9 protein-coding genes are annotated in these 20251 nt (G+C 64.4%); 7 read left to right on the forward strand and 2 right to left on the reverse strand.

Annotation, left to right across the window (positions count from 1 at the left end):
- Positions 1 to 121 precede the first annotated feature (121 nt).
- Positions 122 to 6172: a translocation/assembly module TamB domain-containing protein gene (locus NKH43_RS31900; protein WP_352861540.1), complete on the reverse strand. Its 6051-nt coding sequence runs from the start codon at positions 6170 to 6172 to the stop codon at positions 122 to 124.
- Positions 6172 to 8100 carry an autotransporter assembly complex protein TamA gene (locus tag NKH43_RS31905; protein WP_352861542.1) on the reverse strand — a complete coding sequence of 643 codons (1929 nt, stop codon included), beginning with the start codon at positions 8098 to 8100 and terminating at the stop codon, positions 6172 to 6174. The genes NKH43_RS31900 and NKH43_RS31905 overlap by 1 nt, the downstream gene beginning before the upstream one ends.
- A gap of 273 nt (positions 8101 to 8373) precedes the next feature.
- Here NKH43_RS31905 and NKH43_RS31910 point away from each other — a divergent pair, with 273 nt between their 5' ends.
- The 7 genes from NKH43_RS31910 to NKH43_RS31940 form a co-directional block, all read left to right on the forward strand.
- Positions 8374 to 13851: an alpha-2-macroglobulin family protein gene (locus NKH43_RS31910; protein ID WP_352861543.1), complete on the forward strand. Its 5478-nt coding sequence runs from the start codon at positions 8374 to 8376 to the stop codon at positions 13849 to 13851.
- A 163-nt stretch (positions 13852 to 14014) separates the two neighbouring features.
- Positions 14015 to 16111, forward strand: coding sequence for a penicillin-binding protein 1C (gene pbpC / locus NKH43_RS31915; RefSeq protein ID WP_352861545.1), 2097 nt, complete (start codon positions 14015 to 14017; stop codon positions 16109 to 16111).
- Between the two features lie 27 nt (positions 16112 to 16138).
- Positions 16139 to 16852 (forward strand): M15 family metallopeptidase, encoded by a 714-nt coding sequence (locus NKH43_RS31920; protein ID WP_352861546.1) that lies wholly within the window; start codon positions 16139 to 16141, stop codon positions 16850 to 16852.
- Positions 16853 to 17071: 219 nt separating this feature from the next.
- Positions 17072 to 18100: a sulfate ABC transporter substrate-binding protein gene (locus tag NKH43_RS31925; protein ID WP_023720879.1), complete on the forward strand. Its 1029-nt coding sequence runs from the start codon at positions 17072 to 17074 to the stop codon at positions 18098 to 18100.
- Between the two features lie 18 nt (positions 18101 to 18118).
- Positions 18119 to 18970 carry a sulfate ABC transporter permease subunit CysT gene (gene cysT / locus NKH43_RS31930; RefSeq protein ID WP_023720880.1) on the forward strand — a complete coding sequence of 284 codons (852 nt, stop codon included), beginning with the start codon at positions 18119 to 18121 and terminating at the stop codon, positions 18968 to 18970.
- Positions 18963 to 19847, forward strand: coding sequence for a sulfate ABC transporter permease subunit CysW (cysW, locus tag NKH43_RS31935; protein WP_023720881.1), 885 nt, complete (start codon positions 18963 to 18965; stop codon positions 19845 to 19847). Before cysT ends, cysW begins: the two co-directional genes overlap by 8 nt.
- 73 nt (positions 19848 to 19920) lie before the next feature.
- Positions 19921 to 20251: ATP-binding cassette domain-containing protein (locus tag NKH43_RS31940; RefSeq protein ID WP_352861548.1), on the forward strand; the 331-nt coding region annotated here is incomplete at its 3' end.

The raw sequence follows: 20251 nt of genomic DNA on the forward strand, positions 1-20251 counted from the left end.
GCGCAAATTTGCTACTGCGCCAGGGATTTCGCGCGAAATCTCCACGGACAATTAAACCGGGACATTTGCTGCTGCGCCGCTCGTTCTTCGGGCAACCAACTGTTCTGCGCGAACAGCCGTTTCAATATTCCCGTTCATAGAAAACACCGCCTTTGGCTTCGCCGGCGTCGGTTGCCTCACCACGCAGCTTGACGCCGCGCCCGACGTCGAGATCGACGGTTGCCTTGCCCGAGCCGGGCCTATCGCCCTTCTGGATCGTCACGTAAGTGCGGTCGTTGAGATACTTGCCCGCCGAGACGGCGGTGCCGCCCTCTTCGTCGGTGATTACGTCGAGATCGTCGACGCCGATCGCGCTGCGCAGGTTCTGCAGCAGGGAGGTCGAGCCGCCGACGCCGGCCAGTTGTCCGGCAGCCTCGGCAAGCTGCGCGATCTGCAGCGGCGACAGGTTCGACATCGAACGGCCGAAGATCAGCTGCGCCAGCACCTCGTCCTCCGGCAGCGCGGGTACCGAGGAGAAGGTGAATTTCGGGTTGGTCGCCTCGCCCGACACCACGATGGTCACGGTGGCGCTGGTTGTCTTGGATTGCGCCGTAAGGTTGAGGTAGGGCACCAGAGAACCCGAGAAGCCGACCGTGCCTTCGGTGAAGGTCAGCCGCTTGGCAAGGATCGTCAGCCGCCCGCGCCGCAAGGTGAAGGTGCCGACCGCCTGGGGTGACGATGCCGGACCGGTCAGCCGCAGCGAACCGCCGAGCTCGGCGTCGACGCCCCTGCCCTGGATGAAGATCTGGCTCGGCGCATTGATCGTGACGTCGAGGTGGAGGCCACTGTCGCCGCCACCGCTGCTTGCAGCGGCCGGGCGCAACGCCTTGTCCTGCGCACGCACGGCTGCCGGCGCATTCTTGTGCTTGACGTTGAGCTCGGCCAGCGAGCCGGGCAGCTTTTCGGGTACGGTGATGACGGTCTTGGCCAGGTTCACGGTACCGGAAATCACCGGCCCGGAGGTGAGCGGTCCCTTGATGGTCAGGTCGCCGCCGAGGTTAGCAGTGACCACCTTGCCGTCGGTATAACGGCCGTCGACCAGTTTGACCGACAGGTCGGCTGGGAAACCCTTAGCCGGATCGATGCCGACGGTGCCGCTGGCCGAAAGGCTGCCACGCGTCGACGGCGTGCCGGTCAGGCGGTTGATCCTGGCCACGCCACCACCGATAGCGACATCGGCGGTGATGTCGTTGATCGCAAGCCCCGAGCGCGCGTCGACCAGGCGGGCGCCTGATGTACGGACCGTGCCTGAGATCACCGGCGACGTCGCCGGGCCGCGCACCTGCACATCGACGTCGGCCGTGCCGCTCAAGGACAGGCCTTGCGCGGCGAGTGTCCTGGTGAGGAAGGCGAACGGCACCTTGCCGGAAAAGTTGAGATCAAGGGTGGGCGCGCCTGAGGTCGTCATCGTGCCGCCGCCCTTGAGGCCAAGGCCGGCGGCATCGCTCATGTTGGCGTCGAAGGTCAGTCTGTTGCCCGAATACGTACCTGAAGACGAAACGCCCATGCCGCCGAAACCTGCACCGCGGGTCTGCGACGTCTGAACGCCTGTGGCGTCGATCTTGAAGGCGACGGCCGGATTGGCCGGCGCGCCCGTCACCTTCACCGTGCCCGAGACGGAGCCGGCGGCATCGAGGCCAGGCGAAAAACTGTTGGCTATCGAGATCGGGACGCGGGCCAGCGCCGCGTTGAGGTCGAGCGCCTGCCCAGCCTTGCCCGTGACCGTCGCCGTTCCGCCGCCGAGGTTGAGCACCAGCCTGTCGAGGCTGGTCACTCCATTGGCGATGTTGATGGTCGAGGCCTGGGCGATAGCCGCCTTGATGCCGCGAATGGTCGCCTCGCCGGAGGCAAGTTCGACCGTCGTCGTGCCCTTGACCGCCCTGACCCGGCCGCCGGCCTTCAGCGGAATATCCTTCACGGTGGCGCCACCGGAGAAACCGGTCCATTCGCCGTCGCGCTTGAGATCGACGTCGACACCACGGATAACCGTGCCGCCGGAAGTGACGCTGTCGGCACGGAATTTTCCGGAGATCACCGGTGCCGCCAGGTAGTTGGCGATCAGCGCATCGATGGTCACGGCCTTGGCCGAGACATCGCCGCGCGAGATCGAGCCCGTCGTCGCCTTGATGGCGACCTGCGGCACGGCGCCAGCCTTGGAGAAGGCGATCGTGCCGCGCACATCGCCATCGGCCTTTTCCAGTGCCAGGGCAGCAAGCGGACCGATATCGGGCAGGTCCAGTGCTACCGTACCGACCGGCACGAAGGCATCGTCGAGCGCCAGGTCGCCGGAAATACGGTTCTTGCCCAGCGACAGCAAAAGCCCGTTGATGGCGCGTTTGCCGTCCGATGTCGCCAGCACGGCACTACCCTGCAGCGACTGGCCCGCGACATTTCCGGTGAGTTGTACATTCGCCGCCGGGTTGGCGGCATCAGCCTTGCCGGTGGCGGTGAGCTTCAGTCCGGTGATCTCACGCGCCGCCACCGAAAGCCTATCGCTGTTGACAGTCAGCGACAGATCCGGCGCGGTGCTGGCGCCTTGCGCATTCAGCGCGAAAGAAATAGCGCCTTTGGCATCCTTGGATAGCAGCGAGACGTCGCCCAGCGCGCCTTTGACGTCGGCGCTCAGCTTGTTATCGGCAAGGCTCGCCTGCCCGTCTGCGGTCAGCGCGCCTGATGACAGCCTGATCGCGTTGGCGGTGACATTGCCGTTGGCGTCCCGCTTCAGCGCGGCACTGAGTTGCGTCCGCTCGGCGAGCATGCCACGCGCCGCTACCGGCAGCGCCGCCGACGCGGCATCCGCCTTGAGATTTAGATCGATGGCGCCGTCGGCCAGCGAGACCCGCCCGTTGAAGCCGCTGTTCAACGCGTCGCTGGTCACGGTGCCGCTATCGATGATGACAGCGTCGGCGGCAAGGCTGCCGGCGACTTTGGCAGTGACCTTGCCGGCGATCAGCGGCGCGACGGTCGGATTGTCGAGGCCGATTTTTTCGGCGGTCACCGAGCCGGAGATCGGCCCGCTCCGGGCTTTCACGTCGAAGCGGTCGGAGTGCAGCGCAAGCGTGATGCCCTCGATCTTAGCTAGATTGGTGGCGGCCGATGGCAGCGTCGCGGAGATGTCGAGCTTCGGCTGGGTGCCCTGCCCGGCCGCCTTTAGCGACAGCGTCTGCAGCTCGAGCTTGATCGGGCTCTCCTTGCTGCCGAGCGAAAGCGGCAGGCTCGGGCCGGTGGATGCGAGGTCGAGCGAGAAATCGCTGGCACCGTTCGGATTGATGGTGCCGGCTGCCTTGCCGGAGATTTTCTCGCCGGCAAGCGTCGCAGGCTCGATGGCGACGCCGCTGGCCGACGAGAAACGGCCAGCCGCATCGAGATTGAGCGGCCCGAGCCCGGCCCGCCGGGTCTGGCTGGTTTCGCCGCCGCTGAGCCGGGCGTTGAAGCGAATATCTGGGGCAGCCGACGATCCCGTGACTTGCGCGGTGCCGCTGAGCGTGCCCGCGGCATCGAGGCCCGGTGAAAAATCATTGGCAAGTGCTGCCGGCACCGCCGACAAGGTGGCAGCGAGATCGAGCGTCTGGCCAGCCGTACCCGACACGGCAACCGAACCACCGCCGACACCGAGCGCCAGTTTCTCTATGCTCACCATGCCATTGGCGATTGTCAGCGCCGATGGCTGCGCGACCGCTGCCTTGATGCCGCGGATGGTCGCCTCGCCGGAGGCAAGCTCGATGCTGGTGATGCCGTTCGCAACCCTGACCCGCCCGGCCGCGCTGGCCGGAATGCCGGCGACCGTGGCGCCGCCGCTAAAGCCGGTCCAGTCGCCATCGCGCTTCAGGTCGACGTCGATGCCGCTGATCACCGTGGTTCCGGAGGTGATCGTGTCGGCCTTGATCTTGCCGGAGATCGCCGGGGCTTTGAGATAGTTGGCGACCAGCGCGTTGACGGCGATTGTCTTCGCCGCCAGTTCGCCGCGCGAGATCGCGGCGCTCGTCGCATCGATCGCGACCGTCGGCGCACCATTGTCATTCGCGAAACGGATCGTGCCACGCACGTCGCCGGCTACCGTTTGGCCGGCAAGTCTGGCCAGCGGAGCAATATCCGCCGCATCGAGGTTCAACGTGCCGAGCGGCAGCAGGTTGTCATCGAGCCCGAGGTCGCCGGAGACCTTGTTGTCGGCTAACGAGACGGCAAGTCCATTGATGGAGCGCTTGCCATCGGTTGTGACCAGCGAGGCCTTGAGGTCGAGCGGCTGGTCGTCGACCGAGCCGGTCAGCGAGACATCGGCGGCGGGACTGGCGATATCGGCTTTGCCGCTCGCGCTCAACTTGATCTGCTTCACCACACGGCCGGACGCCGTCAGGCTGTCGCTGTTGGCCGAAACCGAGAAATCCGGTGCGCTGCGCGCGCCGCTTGCCGTCAGCGCGAAACCGACGGCGCCGCCGACCTTCGCGCCGACCAGCGGCGACAGTACCGACACGTCGCCGAGCGTGCCCTTGATATCGGCCCGGATATCGGTGCCTTGCGCACTGGCGGTGCCGCTGGCACTAAGCGTACCGGAGGTGAGCTGCAATGCGTTGGCGGCGAACGCACCGTCCGGGTCGCGTGTCGCGGTTGCGGAAAACTGCACACGCTCGCCGAGAACCGAGCTGATCTGCGGCGGCAGCGCCGCCGAAGCCGCGTCGGCATTCATCTTGAGCGTCATCGACAGATCGGCCAGCGCCACAGTGGCCGTCACGGACGCATTGAGCGCGTCGCTGCGCAGCGTGCCTTGGTCGACAACGACCTGTTCCTTGCTGACCGAGCCGGCGAGACCGGCGCTGACCCTTCCCGTTATCAGCGGCGCCAATGTCGCAACGTCGGTGTTCAGGCCGGCCGCCGTCAGCTTGATGGTGACGGGCCCGCTACGGTTCTGGATGTCGAAGCCATCAGAATGCACTTGCCCGATCAGGTCGTCCACCCGCGTGCCGCCCGCCACCACGGAGACCAGCGACGCGCCGATATCCACCATCGGCGCCTTGCCGTCGCCGAACGCGCGGGCCGTGGCGTCCTTGATCGCCACGGTTATCGGCTGTGCCTCGCTGCCGAGGCTAAGCACGATCGGCGGCCCTTTCGCGGCGAGTTTCACCGAAAGGTCGCTGGCGCCGTTCGGATCGACAATGCCGGCGGCGGTCGCGTGCACGGCGCCGCTGTCGATATTGGCGCGCTCGACATCGACGCCGCCGGCCGCGGTCGCTGTGCCGGCGAGGTCGAAGGTGGTCTTGCCGGCAAACAGCGGTTTCAGGGTTTCGGGCAGGAAGCGCTCGAATTCACCATCGCCGTTGGCCTCGACATAATGACCCTTGTCGGTGAGCTGATGGCGACCGGTGAGTTGGGTGACGATCCGGCCGTCGACAACGAAGGTTCCAATACCATTCCAGTTGGCGAGCGGTCCTGTGCCGGAAATGACAATGTCGACTGGCGGCGCGCCTGGCAGCTTGAGCAGGTTGGCGATGATGCCGCCGGCCGGCTCGGATGCCTTAAGGTCTAAGTCGAGCTTGTTGTCGGCGGGCGCGAAATGGGCTTTGGCGTCGACCGTGCCTTGCTTGCCGTCGTGGCGAACGATGTTCAGGTTGGTCTCGATGGCCAATGGCGAGGCGTCCGCCTTGAGCGCTCCCTTGGCTGCAAGTTCGGCGACACCGCTGCCGGCCAGAGCCTGCCCGAGCGCGATTTCGGGAAGGTCGAGCTGCTTGACGTCGATGGAAACCGGCAGCGTCGTCGCTCCGCTTTGGCTCGGCTGTGTGCTGGCCACCGGCAGCCTTGCCAATTCGATGCGCTCGGCCCCAACAAGATCGGCGCTGAAGCTCTTCGACAGGAGTGCCAGCGGCGACCAGTCGACAGCCACCTTGCGCGCCACCATCCAGGCGCCTTCGCGATCCTCCAGAACGACATGATCGACCCTCAGCGCGCCCGACCAGATACCGTCGATGCCGACGACAGTGACCTTGCGATCGTCGGTCGAGGCCATGGTCGAGATGATGCCGGCAAGGTTTTCGCGGCCGCGCTCGGTTTTGGTCAGCACGACGAGGGCCCCCACCGCCGCTGCCACGACGATGAGCAGCGTGTAGAAAAGGATACGGAGGATGCGCCTGAATATTGCCATCAGAATGCCTGGCCGATGCCGGCATAAATGCCGAAATGAGGATCGTCGGGGCCGCGGTTGAGCGGCACTGCCGCGTCGATGCGCAGCGGCCCGAACGCCGTCAGATAGCGCAAGCCTACACCCGCGCCGACCTTCATGTCCGAAAAATCGGGGACCTGCCCGGTGGACACCGTGCCGGCATCGACGAACGGCACGACGCCGATCTTGTCGGTGACGCTGATGCGCATCTCGACCGAGGTCTCGAAGAAGGAAAGCCCGCCGATCGGCTCTCCGTTGCTGTCCTTCGGGCCGATGCCCTGATAGGCATAGCCGCGCACCGAGCCGCCGCCGCCGGAGTAGAAGCGGCGGTCGGCCGGAACATCCTGAAGACCGGCGCCGGTGATCGAGCCGATGGCGACACGTTCGGCGAAAACGAATTTCGAGGCCGAATCGAGCGACTGGTAGGCCGACCCCTCGCCTTTCAGCTTGACGAACGCAGCCCCGCTCAAAATGTCGTAGCTCGGCTCGACATAGGCCAGCACCCTGAAGCCCCTTGTCGGATTGAGCTTGCTGTCGCGATTATCGTAGACATATTGCAGCGGAATGCTGGCGATCAGATAAGTGTGCTTGCCAAAAGCGTCGTGGATCCTGGAATAGTCAAGCGCGACTTGCGCGGAAACCGTCTGCTTCTTGTCGAGTTCGTAGGACAGGCCGGTGCTGCCCTTGACCGAGAAATGGTCGTAGGCGTCGGGGTGCTCCAGCACGGTGTTGACACTGGCAATGAATTTCGACGCCGGCCCGACCACGCCCGGCTTTTCGAACATGACGCCGGCATTGTAATTGAGCTGGGTCAAGTCGTTGCTGCCGATGCCGCTGATCTTGCCGTCGATGCGCAGCTTTTCGGCGCGGCCAAACAGATTGCGGTGCCCCCAATAGCCTTCGAGGCCCAGCCCTTCGGTGTTTGAGAAACTGCCGCCAATGCCGAAATAGCGCGGCTTGCGTTCGCTTACCTGGACACCGATCGGGATGTTGCCTTCGGCGTCGAGCGCGTCGGCTTCCTTCACCGTCACGCTGTTGAAGACCTCGAGCCCGAGCAGCCGGTCGCGCGCATCGTCGATCTCATCGGGCGAATATTGGCGGCCGCGCCTCAGGCCAGTCATATATTCGGTGAAGTCGCTGTCGACCTTTTCGGTGCCCTCGACAGTGGTGTCGCCATAGCCGGCGACCGGCCCGGCCGCGACGGTGAGCGTCATGTCGAGCGTCGAACCGGCGTGCTCGGCGACGATCTCGCGGCGCGTCACCTTGGCCAGCGGCCTGCCTTCTTGCTTGAGTGCCCGCACGATCGCCGCCTCGGCCTTGAGCACGGCGCCCGAACTGGCGTCACCGCCGGCGATCAGACCGAAGTCGGCACTTGCCAGCCCCGCTGCATCGCCTTTCAGCCTGATGTTGCCAAGCGTGAATTTCGGCCCGGCTGCTATGCTTATCACCACCGGAATCGGCTGCGGGCCGGAAAACTCGGCATCGGGCGGCAGATCGTCGAGCGGCTTGCCTTGAATAGTGATGGTGACGACACCCTCGTAGCGCGCGTCCGCGTAGAGCGCGGCGACAAGTTGCTCACGGTCGCTGCGCGCCTTGGCCAAAAGACCCAGCGAACCTGATACCGGGTGTTCCTCGTCGGCTTTCAGCGCCGAGGCGTTTTCGAGCTTCTCGGCAAGATCCTCGTCAGCGTCGGGCGCTTCTATCGTCACGGCATAGCGTAGTGGGTCGACGATGTCGGCATCTTCGTCCTTTGACGACCCCCACAGCTTGATGCCGAAAATCTCGAAGGCTGCCGCACTTCCGGTTTCGGCAACAAGTGCCGTCGAGCACAACAAAGCGAAAAGCAGGGCGCGCGAAAGCGCGCGCTGTGGCGCGGTTCCTCCCGACATCTGCCTTTCATACGCCGGCATTATGCTCCTAGCCTAGCTCGCAAACCTAAAATTGGAATGAAGTTCTGAAGCACTCGTAAAGGGGCCACAATCCAATTGCTGAAATAGACAGGGCTTGGAACTCACACCTTCTGCGTCGCCGCAAGAAAGCGTGATCCCCTGTCCTATGGAGCTACTACCGGTCACCGGCCGGAAAGCAAACCGTTGGCAGGCGGATCCTGCCGCGTCCTGATGTTGACAAGCGCGACTGAAGCTTGAACATTTCTGGACGTAAGCACTTGTCTGGAGGGGTTTATGGCAATGCGCGCGGCTCGTGGTCTATCGATTCTTTTCCTTCTCTTTTTCGCCTGGAGCGGTGTCGCGCAAGCGGCCGAAGCCCGGCGGGTGGTGACATCGGACAATTCCGACTATTTTGGTTTCGATCTCAGATCCGACCAGAATGTCAGCCTCGACCAGTGCAAGACCACCTGCCTCGGCGACCCGGCCTGCCGCGCCTTCACCTACAACCTCAAGGCCAAATGGTGCTTCCTTAAATCCGATTACAACTCGTTGAAACCCTTCGGCGGCGCCGTCGCCGGCAAGGTCGTCAACATCGATGGCGATCCCGACATCGGCGCGCCACCCGAACTCGCCTTCTTCCCCAACTGGATGGCCGACCAGGCCCAGCAATACCGCAACAAGCTCACCGGGCCGACCTACACCAAGCCGAACGAGGGGCTGACGGCGCTGAGGGCGGCGGCCGAACAGTCGGCGCTGACGGGCGATCATCGCTCGGCCATGCACAAATACGAAGCGGCGGTTTCGGTGTTGCCGGATGATGGCCAGCTCTGGCTCGAGCTGGCGCGCGAAACGCTTGCCGTCCATCCGACCGCCAACAGTTCGGAGCCGTCGACCCTACCGGCGAACGCCACTTCCGCCGCCTTCAACGCCTACAAATTGCTGCGCACCACCAAGACGCGCGCCGACGTGCTGGCGCTGCTCGGAGACGGCCTTGACCGCCGCGACCTCTACAGGCCAGCCCTGCAGGCCTACGAGGCGAGCCTCGCTTTGGTCAATTCGCCGGCGGTCAGGGCCGCTTATCAGGATCTCAAGGCCCGCAAGGGCTTCCGCGTCATCGATCATACCGTCGATGCTGACACCAGCGCGCCGCGCATCTGCGCGCAGTTCTCCGAGGAGCTGGTCAAGACCGGCGTCGATTATTCCCAGTTCGTCACCGTCGACAACGCCGCTCCCAAGGGCGTCGAAGCCAAGGACAAGCAGATCTGCGTCGAAGGGCTCGAGCACGGCCAACATTATGACGTGACCTTCCGCGCCGGCCTGCCGGCCGCCATTGGCGAGGTCACCGCGGCACCGGTGGTGCTGTCGATCTACGTGCAGGACCGCGCGCCTTCGGCCCGCTTCACTGGCGACAGCTTCGTGCTGCCCGCCGGCGCACGCCGCGGCATACCGGTCGTCACCGTCAACATGAATGCCGCCGAAATGAAGCTCTTCCGCATCGGCGACCGCTCGCTGGCCCAGCTTCTGTCGGGGTATCAGTTCCTGCGCCAACTTGACGGCTACGACATTTCGAACATCTCCGAACAGATGGGCGAGCCGGTCTGGCAAGGCCAGCTCGACATCGCCAACGACCTAAACAAGGAAGTCACCACCTCCTTCCCCATCGACGAGGCGTTGCCGAAGCGCAAGCCCGGCGTCTATGTGCTGACCGCACAAGCCGTCAACGATCGCAGCGACGACTACGATTCGCACGCCACGCAATGGTTCGTCGTCTCCGACATCGGCCTGTCGACCTATACCGGACAGGATGGGCTGAACGTCTTTGCCCGTTCGCTCGCAACCGCCAAGCCGATTGCCCGCGCCGAGCTGACGCTGCTGGCCAGGAACAACGAGATCCTTGGCACCGCGACCACCGACGCGGAAGGGCGGGCGGTGTTCAATCCCGGCCTGACGCGCGGCGACAGCGGCATGGCACCGGCGGTGCTGATGGCCAAACAGGGCGACGACGACTTCGTCTTCCTCGATATGGGCCGCGCCGGGTTCGACCTGTCCGACCGCGGCGTCGCCGGACGTGCGGCGCCGGGCGCGCTCGACGTCTATGCCTGGACCGAGCGCGGCATCTACCGCGCCGGCGAGGACGTCCATGTCTCGGCTCTTGCCCGCGACAGTGCCGCCAAGGCGGTCGAGAACCTGCCGCTCACCTTCATCTTCTCGCGCCCCGACGGCGTCGAGGACCGCCGCATAGTCAGCGACGGCGCATCGGCCGGCGGTCACGCCGTCGACCTGCCGCTGGAACCCAACGCCATGCGCGGCACCTGGACGGTGGCGATCCATACCGATCCCAAGCAGGCGGCGGTCGCCAGCCAGATGTTCCTGGTCGAGGACTTCGTCCCGGATCGCATCGAGTTCGACCTGTCCGCCGACAAGCAGGAGATCGCTCAGGGCGAGACCGCCAACATTTCCGTCGACGGCCGCTTTCTCTACGGCGCGCCGGCCGCGGGCCTGGCGCTCGAAGGCGAATTGACGCTGTCGACCGCCCGCGACTGGGACCGCTTCAAAGGCTATTCCTTCGGTCTGGCTGACGAACAGTCGGCAGAACCGACGGTGACGCCGTTCACCGGCCTGCCGGTGGTCGGCGAGGACGGCAAGGCGACCTTCCCGGTCTCCGTCGATCAATTGCCGTCCACCACCAAGCTGGTCGACGCCAAGATCACCGTAAGAATGCGTGAAACCGGCGGCCGTGCGATCGAGCGCTCGCTGAATATCGGCATCCGTCCGCAGGGCCACATGATCGGCATCCGGCCGGATTTCGACGACGAGGTACCGCAAGGCGGCACGGCCAAGTTCAGCCTGATCGCCGTCGACCCCGACGGCAAACGTGAGGCGCTCAAGGGTGCGCAATGGTCGCTGGTCAAGGTCGAGCGCAGTTACCAGTGGTACCGGTCGAGCAATTCCTGGAACTATGAGCCGGTCACCTTCACCAAGGCGGTGGCCAACGGCCAGGTCGACCTGAGCGCCGATGGCGAGGCTACGGTGTCGCTGCCGGTCGACTGGGGCCGCTACCGGCTCGAGATCGAGACATCGGATCCGGAAGGCCCGGCGACCAGCTACGAGTTCGACGCAGGCTGGTATGTCAGTTCCACCACGACCGAAACGCCCGACGGGCTCGAGATCGCCCTCGACAAGGAAACCTATGCGGCGGGCGAAGTAGCCAGGCTCAAAGTGTCGCCGCACTTTGCCGGCGAATTGCTCGTCACCATCGGCGCCGACAAGCTCTTGAGGACGGTCACCGCCAGCGTGCCGGCCGGCGGCAGCACTGTCGACATCATGGTCGGGGACGATTGGGGTGCCGGCGCCTACGTCACGGCAACGCTGTTCAGGCCGGGCGATGCGCAAGAGACGCGCATGCCGGCGCGCGCCATCGGCGTCAAATGGCTGAAGCTCGATCCCGGCTCGCGTAAGCTTGCCGTCAGCTTGGCGCCGCCGGACAAGACCATGCCGCGCCAGCAGCTGTCGATCCCGGTCGCCGTTGCCGGCGTGCAGCCCGGCACCAACGCCTATGTCATGGTCGCGGCCGTTGACGTCGGCATCCTCAACCTGACCAACTACAAGGTACCGGATCCGGAGAACTGGTTCTTCGGCCAGCGCATGCTCGGTCTCGAGGTTCGCGACATCTATGGCCGGCTGATCGACGGCTCGCTGGGCACGACCGGCAAGCTGCGCACTGGCGGCGATGGCGCCAACATGCAGTCGCAAGGCAGTCCGCCGACCGAAAAGCTGGTCGCCTTCTTCTCCGGCCCGGTCCAGCTCGACGCCGACGGTAAGGCGCGGATCGACTTCGACATACCGCAGTTCAACGGCACCGTGCGCGTCATGGCCGTCGCCTGGACAAAGGAAGCGGTCGGCCATGCCCAGTCAGACGTCATCGTGCGCGATCCGGTGGTGATCACCGCCGGCCTGCCGCGCTTCCTGGCGCCCGGCGATTCCGCCGTCATGCGGCTCGACGTCGCCGACACCGATGGCCCCGCTGGCGACTACAAGCTGACCATCGACACGACGGGCGACCTGTCTACCGGCAGTGCCGCCTTGCCTGAGAAGCTGACGCTCGCCAAAGGCAAGCGGCAGACGCTGACCGTGCCGTTGATTGCGCAGACCGCGGGCAACGCCTCGATCACCATCAAGCTTGCGCATGCCGATGGCACCGCCGTCGAGCAGACGCTCTATGTGCCGGTGCGCCCGGCGCAACTGCCGGTGACCACCCGCATGGTCGTCGACCTCAAGGGCAATGGCGGCGCGCTGCGCGTCGACGAGGAACTGTTGGCGGCAAGCCTGCTCGATGGCGCTTCGGTGAGCGTCGGCGTTTCGCAGTCAGCTGCCTTCGATGTGCCGTCGCTGCTGATGACGCTCGACCGCTATCCCTATGGTTGCGCTGAGCAGACCACCAGCCGCGCCATGCCGCTTCTATACGTCAACGAGATGGCTTCCGGCATCGGCATGGCCAGCGACCCCGATCTGCATGGCCGCGTCCAGGACGCCATCTACAAGGTGCTGAGCTACCAGGCCTCGGCCGGCAGCTTCGGCCTGTGGGGTCCGGGTTCCGGCGATCTGTGGCTCGACGCCTATGTCACCGATTTCCTGACCCGGGCGCGCGAGCAGAAATACGACGTGCCGGCCCTGGCGATGAACCAGGCGCTGAGCAATCTGCAGAACGCGATCGGCTACGACCAGGACGTCCAGGATCGCGGCAGTGAGATCGCTTATGCGCTCTATGTGCTTGCCCGCAACAAGAAGGCCTCGGTCGGCGATCTGCGTTATTACGCCGACACCCAGCTCGAAGCCTTTACCAGCCCGATGGCCGTCGCCCAACTGGCGGCCTCTCTCGCGCTCTACGGTGACACGCAGCGCTCGGAGGCAACCTTCCAGGCCGCGTTGCAACTGGCCAAGTCGACGCCGGAATATGACTATTACCGGTCCGACTATGGCTCGCCGCTGCGTGACGGTGCGGCGATCCTGGCGCTTGCCGCGGAAAGCAAGCCGGTGCCGACCATCGTGCCGGCGCTGATCCAGCTGGTGACCAGGGAACGCGCCGACGCCAGGTGGACCAGCACCCAGGACGAGTCCTGGATGCTGTTGGCGGCCCGCGCGCTGAAGGCCGGCAATGATTCGATCGCGCTGACCGTCAACGGCGCACCGCATGCCGGCGGCTATTCGGACCAGATCGCCGGTGGCGAACTGGCCGACAGTCCGCTGACCATCGTCAACACCGGCAGAAATCCGCTGCAGGCGGTCGTCACCACCGTGGCCTCGCCGATCCAGCCTCTGCCGGCCGGCGGCAACGGCTTTACCATCAGCCGTACCTACTACAAGCTCGACGGCACAGAGGCCAACGTGACGGAGGTCAAGCAGAACGAACGCTATGTCGTCGTGCTCAAGGTTTACGAGCAGAACACCTGGCCTTCGCGGCTGCTGATCACCGACCTGTTGCCGGCCGGCTTCGAGATCGACAATCCGGGCCTGGTCTCCAGCGCCCAATTGACGAACTTCTCCTGGCTGGCGCAGACCGATGCTGCCCATCTCGAATTCCGCAACGACCGTTTCGTCGCGGCCTTCAATCCGAACGACGGCGACGGCGACCGCAACATCACGCTCGCCTACGTCGTGCGCGCGGTGACGCCGGGCACCTACGCCCACCCGGCGGCAACGATCGAGGACATGTACCGGCCGCAATATTCGGCCCGCACCGCCACCGGCATGATGGAGGTCAAGGCGCCGTAACGATGGAGAGGGACGCAGACCGGTTGACTGCAGGTAACGACGTGATGCCGCGCCGCCCCTCACCCTTACCCTCTCCCCGTGAAGGACGGGGAGAGGGGGTCGCCAGCGTTGCGGCCATTCACCTTCTCCCCGTCCTCCACGGGGAGAAGGTGCCGGCAGGCGGATGAGGGGCGGCGCCGTGCTCTCCAAAAGATTCCTCCGCCGAGCGGCCATTGCGGGCATTTCCTTCGCCGCAATCACCGCTGTCGCCCTCTGGCAGCTCGACCGCGCCTTTCCGCCGCCGCTGCCGGCTGCGCTGACGGTCTCGACCGAGGTGCAGGACCGTGACGGCCAGCTGTTGCGGGCCTTCGCCACGCCGGATGGCTATTGGCGGCTTGCGACCAACCTGGACCAGGTTGACAACCAGTTCGTCGACATGCTGGTCACCTATGAGGACAAGCGCTTCTGGGATCATCAAGGCGTCGACGTGCTGGCACTGGCGCGTGCGGCCGGCCAGTTCGTGACCAGCGGCCATATCCTCTCCGGTGGTTCGACGCTCTCGATGCAGCTCGCCCGGCTGATCGAACCGCGCGACAGCCGCAGCCTCGGCTCGAAGATCAAACAGATGCTGCGCGCCGTCCAGATAGAACGGCGGCTGTCCAAGCGCGAGATCCTCGAACGCTACCTGACGCTGGCGCCCTATGGCGGCAATCTCGAAGGCGTGCGCGCCGCTTCGCTCGCCTATTTCGGCAAGGAGCCGAAGCGGCTGACGGTCTCTGAGGCGGCCCTGCTCGTCGCTTTGCCGCAATTGCCGGAAAAGCGACGCCCTGACCGCAACCTCGAAGTCGCTCATGCCGCCCGCGACCGCGTGCTGACCCGCATGGTGTCGGCAGGCCTGCTCGGCGAACGCGAGGCCGCGCGAGCCGCGCTCGACGATGTGTCGGGGCTGCGGCGGACCTTGCCGGCGCTCGCTGCTCATGCTGCCTATGCAATGCTGCCCAAGGCCATTCCCGGCCAGAAGCTGCAACTGACGATCCGCAAGAGTGTCCAGGAAGGGCTGGAGCAGGTGGCCAAGGATGCCGCCGCCAAGCTCGGCCCTCGCCTTTCGGTGGCCATGGTGCTGGCCGATGCCCGCACCGGCGATATTCTTGGCGAGGTCGGCTCTGCCGATTTCTTCGATGCCAGCCGTTCGGGCTGGATCGACATGACCAAGGTCGTTCGCTCGCCTGGCTCGACGCTGAAGCCGTTCATCTACGGCCTCGCCTTCGAGCAAGGCCTGGTGGCGCAGGAGATGCTGATCGAGGACAGCCCGGCCGATTTCTCCGGTTACCGGCCGAAGAACTTCGACATGGGCTATCAGGGCGATGTCAGCATCAGGCAGGCGCTGCAATTGTCGCTCAACGTGCCGGCGATCCGCGTGCTCGACGCGGTCGGCCCGGCCCGGCTGATGGCGCGCTTTCGCCAGGCAGGCGTGATGCCGATACTGCCCGTCAACGAAGCGCCGGGCCTGGCGATCGGCCTCGGTGGCGTCGGAGTGACGCTGCGCGACCTCGTCCAACTCTATGCCGGCCTTGCCAATGGCGGCAAGGCACACACGCTGCATGACGGCACCGAGCCGGCGAACACCGAACGCTCGACCACCACCATCCTCGATGGTCAGGCGAATTGGCAGATCACCGACATCCTGTCGGGCGTCAAGCCGCCCCAGGGTGCCGCCCAACGCGGCATCGCCTACAAGACCGGCACCTCCTACGGCTATCGCGACGCCTGGTCGGTCGGCTTCGACGGCCGTTATGTGCTCGGCGTCTGGGTCGGCCGCCCCGATGCCGGCGCGGTGCCCGGTCTGTCCGGCTATGTCTCGGCCGCGCCCATTCTGTTCGAAGGCTTTGTCCGTTCCAGCCTAGCCGCCGTGCCGCTGCCAAGCCAACCGTCCGGCGTCCGCCGGCCAAAGCGCGAAGAATTGCCGGTGACGCTGACGCGCTTCGGCGCCGGCGTCGACGGGCTGGTGCAGGCGACGCCGACCGAACCTGCACCAACCATCGTCTTTCCGCCTGACGGCGCCCGTGTCGATCTCGGCACTTCCTCGGCCGACGCCTCGCCGCTGGTGCTCAAGCTGCAAGGCGGCCGCGCACCGTTCCGCTGGCTGGCCAACGGCAAGCCGCTGGTCGGCATCGACCGGCGGCGCACCGCGACCTGGCAGCCGGACGGCGCCGGCTATTCCACCCTGACCGTAATCGATGCGGCGGGGCGCGCGGCCAGTGTGAAGGTTTTTGTCGAGTGAAAGTTTCCCTTGAATAGTTTCCGGCAGGTGATTCAGCGGATTGGGTTTTACGCCTTGCTTTCGGCCGCCGGTATTTCCTCGGCCTCTGCTGACGCCCTCCCCGCCGGCTTTGTTCGGCTGGCCGACATCGATCCCAGTATCCGGCAGGATATCCGCTATGCCGGCCTCGAAAACTTCCTGCATCGCAAGGTAAGCGGTTACGATGCGCCGGTATGCGTCCTCACCAGCCAAGCGGCGCAAGCGCTTTCCGCAGTGCAGAAAGCGATTGCTGCCGGAGGGCTGACGCTGGTCGTGTTCGACTGCTACCGCCCTGCGCGTGCTGTCTCCGACATGGGTGACTGGACAAAAACGAGCGGACCACCGGACCCGCAATGGTACCCAAAGGTCAAGCGCAAGGATCTCATCGCCAAGGGCTATATCGGCGAACTGTCCACCCATTCGCGCGGATCGACGGTCGATGTCGCCATCACGCGAGCGGACCGCAAGAGCGCTCCGAAACCGGCCTGCGGCGCGACCGATGCCGACACGCTGGATTTCGGCACCGGTTTCGACTGTTTCGATCCGACGAGCGAAACGGCTCACCGACCGATCGCCAGTGAAGCGGCGGCAAACCGCAAAAAACTTGTCGAGGCGATGCGCGCCGGCGGCTTCAAGAATTACGCACGCGAATGGTGGCACTTCACGCTGGAAAACGAGCCGTTTCCAGGAGAGCGCTTCAACTTTCCCGTCACCGCCGAATAGTCCGCCAAAACCCCGTTCGGACGCGACGCCGCCATTGCCGAAGAGCTAGCCGTCTCTAGATAATCGCGTCGGGAGCGTAGGTCCCGTGCAAGGGAAAATAGTTCCTCCCATCGCCGAAAGTAGGCGAAAAATTGCTTCAATAGGCCAAAAAAGGCAACATTGAATGCATCTAAATTCTATCAATTCGGTAGATTTGGCGCGAGTTCAACGGAGGCGGAAATGACCAAACCTCATTTCAGGAAACTGCTCGGCGCACTGGTCGCCACATCGGTCCAGTTCGGCACGCTCGGTTTCGCGTTTGCCGACACCACCATTCTCAACGTGTCCTATGACCCGACGCGTGAGCTCTACAAGCAATTCGATGAGGCCTTTGTCGCCCACTGGAAGGCCGAGACAGGCGAGACGGTGACCATCCAGCAGTCGCATGGCGGATCCGGCGCCCAGGCGCGCGCCGTGATCGACGGGCTCGACGCCGACGTGGTGACGCTGGCGCTCGAAGGCGATATCAACGCCATTGTCTCGAAAACGAAGAAGATCAATCCCGACTGGCGGACGAAATTCGAAAACAATTCGGCGCCTTACACCTCGACCATCATCTTCCTCGTCCGCAAGGGAAACCCCAAGGGCATTCATGATTGGGGCGATCTGGTCAAGGATGACGTCCAGGTGATCACGCCCAATCCGAAGACCTCCGGCGGCGCGCGCTGGAACTATCTTGCCGCCTGGGCCTATGCCAGCGCCAAGGATGGCGGCGACGAGGCCAAGACCAAGGGATTCGTTGGCAATCTCTATGCGCATGTCCCGGTTCTCGACACCGGTGCGCGCGGCGCCACCGTGACCTTTGCGCAAAAAGGGCTAGGCGACGTGCTGCTCGCCTGGGAAAACGAGGCCTATCTGGCGCTCGACGAGTTCGGCGCTGACAATTTCGATATCGTCTACCCGCCGACCTCGATTCTGGCCGAGCCGCCGGTCGCAGTGGTCGACGCCAATGTCGACGCCAAAGGCACACGCAAAGTTGCCGAAGCCTATCTGAGCTACCTCTATTCCAAGGAAGGCCAGACGATCATCGCCAAGAATCATTATCGCCCTTCGAAGCCCGACCTGGTGCCGGCGGAGGACCTGGCCAAGCAGCCTGAGATCAAGCTGGTCACCATCGACGACCCACTTTTTGGCGGCTGGAAGAAGGCACAGCCTTATCATTTCGGCGACGGTGGTATATTCGACCAGATCTATAAGCCGGCCCAGTAGCATTTAGATCAGGACGACATGACCACAGCACCCGCCAAGGCGGGGTGGCGGTTCAGGCAGCCGAGCGTCATTCCGGGTTTCGGATTGACGCTCGGCTTCTCGCTTGCCTACCTCACCCTCATCATCCTCATTCCCCTGTCCGGGTTGATCTGGCGCTCGGCGGCGCTCGGCTGGACCGACTTCTGGGCGATCGTCACCGACCGCCGCACCATCAACGCGCTTGAAATCAGCTTCGGCACCGCCTTCATTGCCGCCGCCGTCAACGTCGTCTTCGGCACGATCGTCGCCTGGGTGCTGGTGCGCTACAGCTTTCCCGGCCGCCGCATCGTCGATGCCATGGTCGACCTGCCCTTTGCGCTGCCGACGGCGGTTGCCGGCATCGCGCTGACCACGCTTTACGCACCGAACGGCTGGATCGGCAGCCTGCTGACGCCGCTCGGCATCAAAGTCGCTTATACGCCACTCGGCATTGTCATTGCGCTGATCTTCATCGGGCTGCCCTTCGTCGTGCGCACCGTGCAGCCGATCATGGAGGAGATCGACAAGGAGGTCGAGGAAGTGGCCGCAACGCTCGGCGCCAATCGCTTCCAGATCATCAGCCGCGTCCTGCTTCCCGGACTGGCGCCGGCCATCGTCACCGGTTTCGCGCTGGCCTTCGCGCGCGGCGTCGGCGAGTATGGCTCAGTCATCTTCATCGCCGGCAACCTGCCCTATAAATCCGAGATCGCACCGCTTCTGATTGTCATCAGGCTCGAGGAATATAATTACGCTGCGGCGACCGCGATCGCGGCGATCATGCTGGCGCTGTCCTTCGTGATGCTGCTGGTCATCAACCTGGTGCAGACGTGGAGCCGCAAGCGCTATGGCTGACCCGGAGATCAAATCCTACGCGCCGCACCACGAAAGCCAGTCGCCGGCGGTGACCGAAAGCCGCACGGCGAGAACCGTGCTGATGATCGTGACCTTTGCCTTCCTCGGCATTTTCCTGCTCTTGCCGCTGATCATCGTCTTCAAGGAAGCTTTCGCCAAAGGCATCGAGGCCTACACACAGGCGCTGTCGGAACCGGATACGCGCTCGGCGATCCGCCTGACGCTTCTGGTCGCGGCGATCTCGGTGCCGCTCAACGTCGTCTTCGGCATTTCCGCCGCTTGGGCGATTGCCAAGTTCGAGTTCAAGGGCAAGGCGTTCCTGACCACGCTGATCGACCTGCCGTTTTCGGTCTCCCCGGTCATTTCCGGCCTGGTCTATGTACTCCTCTTCGGCGCGCAAGGCCTGCTCGGTGCCTGGCTCAAGGCGCATGGCATCGTCATCCTGTTTGCCGTGCCGGGCATCGTGCTGGCCACCATCTTCGTCACCTTCCCCTTCGTCGCCCGCGAATTGATCCCGCTGATGCAGGAGCAGGGCAATGGCGACGAGGAGGCGGCCCTGTCGCTCGGCGCCAATGGCTGGCAGGCGTTCTGGTACGTGACGTTGCCTAACGTCAAATGGGGACTGCTCTACGGCGTACTGTTGTGCAATGCCCGCGCCATGGGTGAGTTCGGCGCGGTCTCGGTGGTGTCCGGCCACATACGCGGGTTGACCAACACCATGCCGCTGCATGTCGAAATCCTTTATAACGAGTACAATGCCGCCGCCGCCTTTGCCGTCGCTTCGCTGCTTGCCGGCCTGGCGCTCGTCACACTGGTCTTGAAAACACTTCTCGAGATGCGCTACGGCGCCGAGATCGCCGCGACGCGCGGACACTGACAAAATGCATGTCGCCCAAAAGTGGGAACCGGTTTTGGGATAACGACATGCATCAACTACAAAAGGGATTTGTATGGAAGTTCGCGTTGCCAACGTGCGCAAGGAGTTTGAGCGGTTTCCGGCCCTTCACGACGTTTCGCTCGACATCAAGTCGGGTGAGTTGATCGCGTTGCTGGGGCCATCCGGTTCCGGCAAGACGACGCTGCTCAGGCTGATTGCCGGGTTGGAGCGGCCGACCCGCGGAAAGATCTTCTTCGGCGAAGAGGATGCCTCGCAAAAGTCGATCCAGGAGCGCAATGTCGGCTTCGTCTTTCAGCATTACGCGCTGTTTCGCCATATGACGGTCGCCGACAATATCGGCTTCGGACTCAAGGTCCGGCACGGGCCGTCACGCCCGTCGGCGA

It is taken from the genome of Mesorhizobium sp. M1163 (assembly GCF_040318415.1).
Lineage (GTDB): Bacteria > Pseudomonadota > Alphaproteobacteria > Rhizobiales > Rhizobiaceae > Mesorhizobium.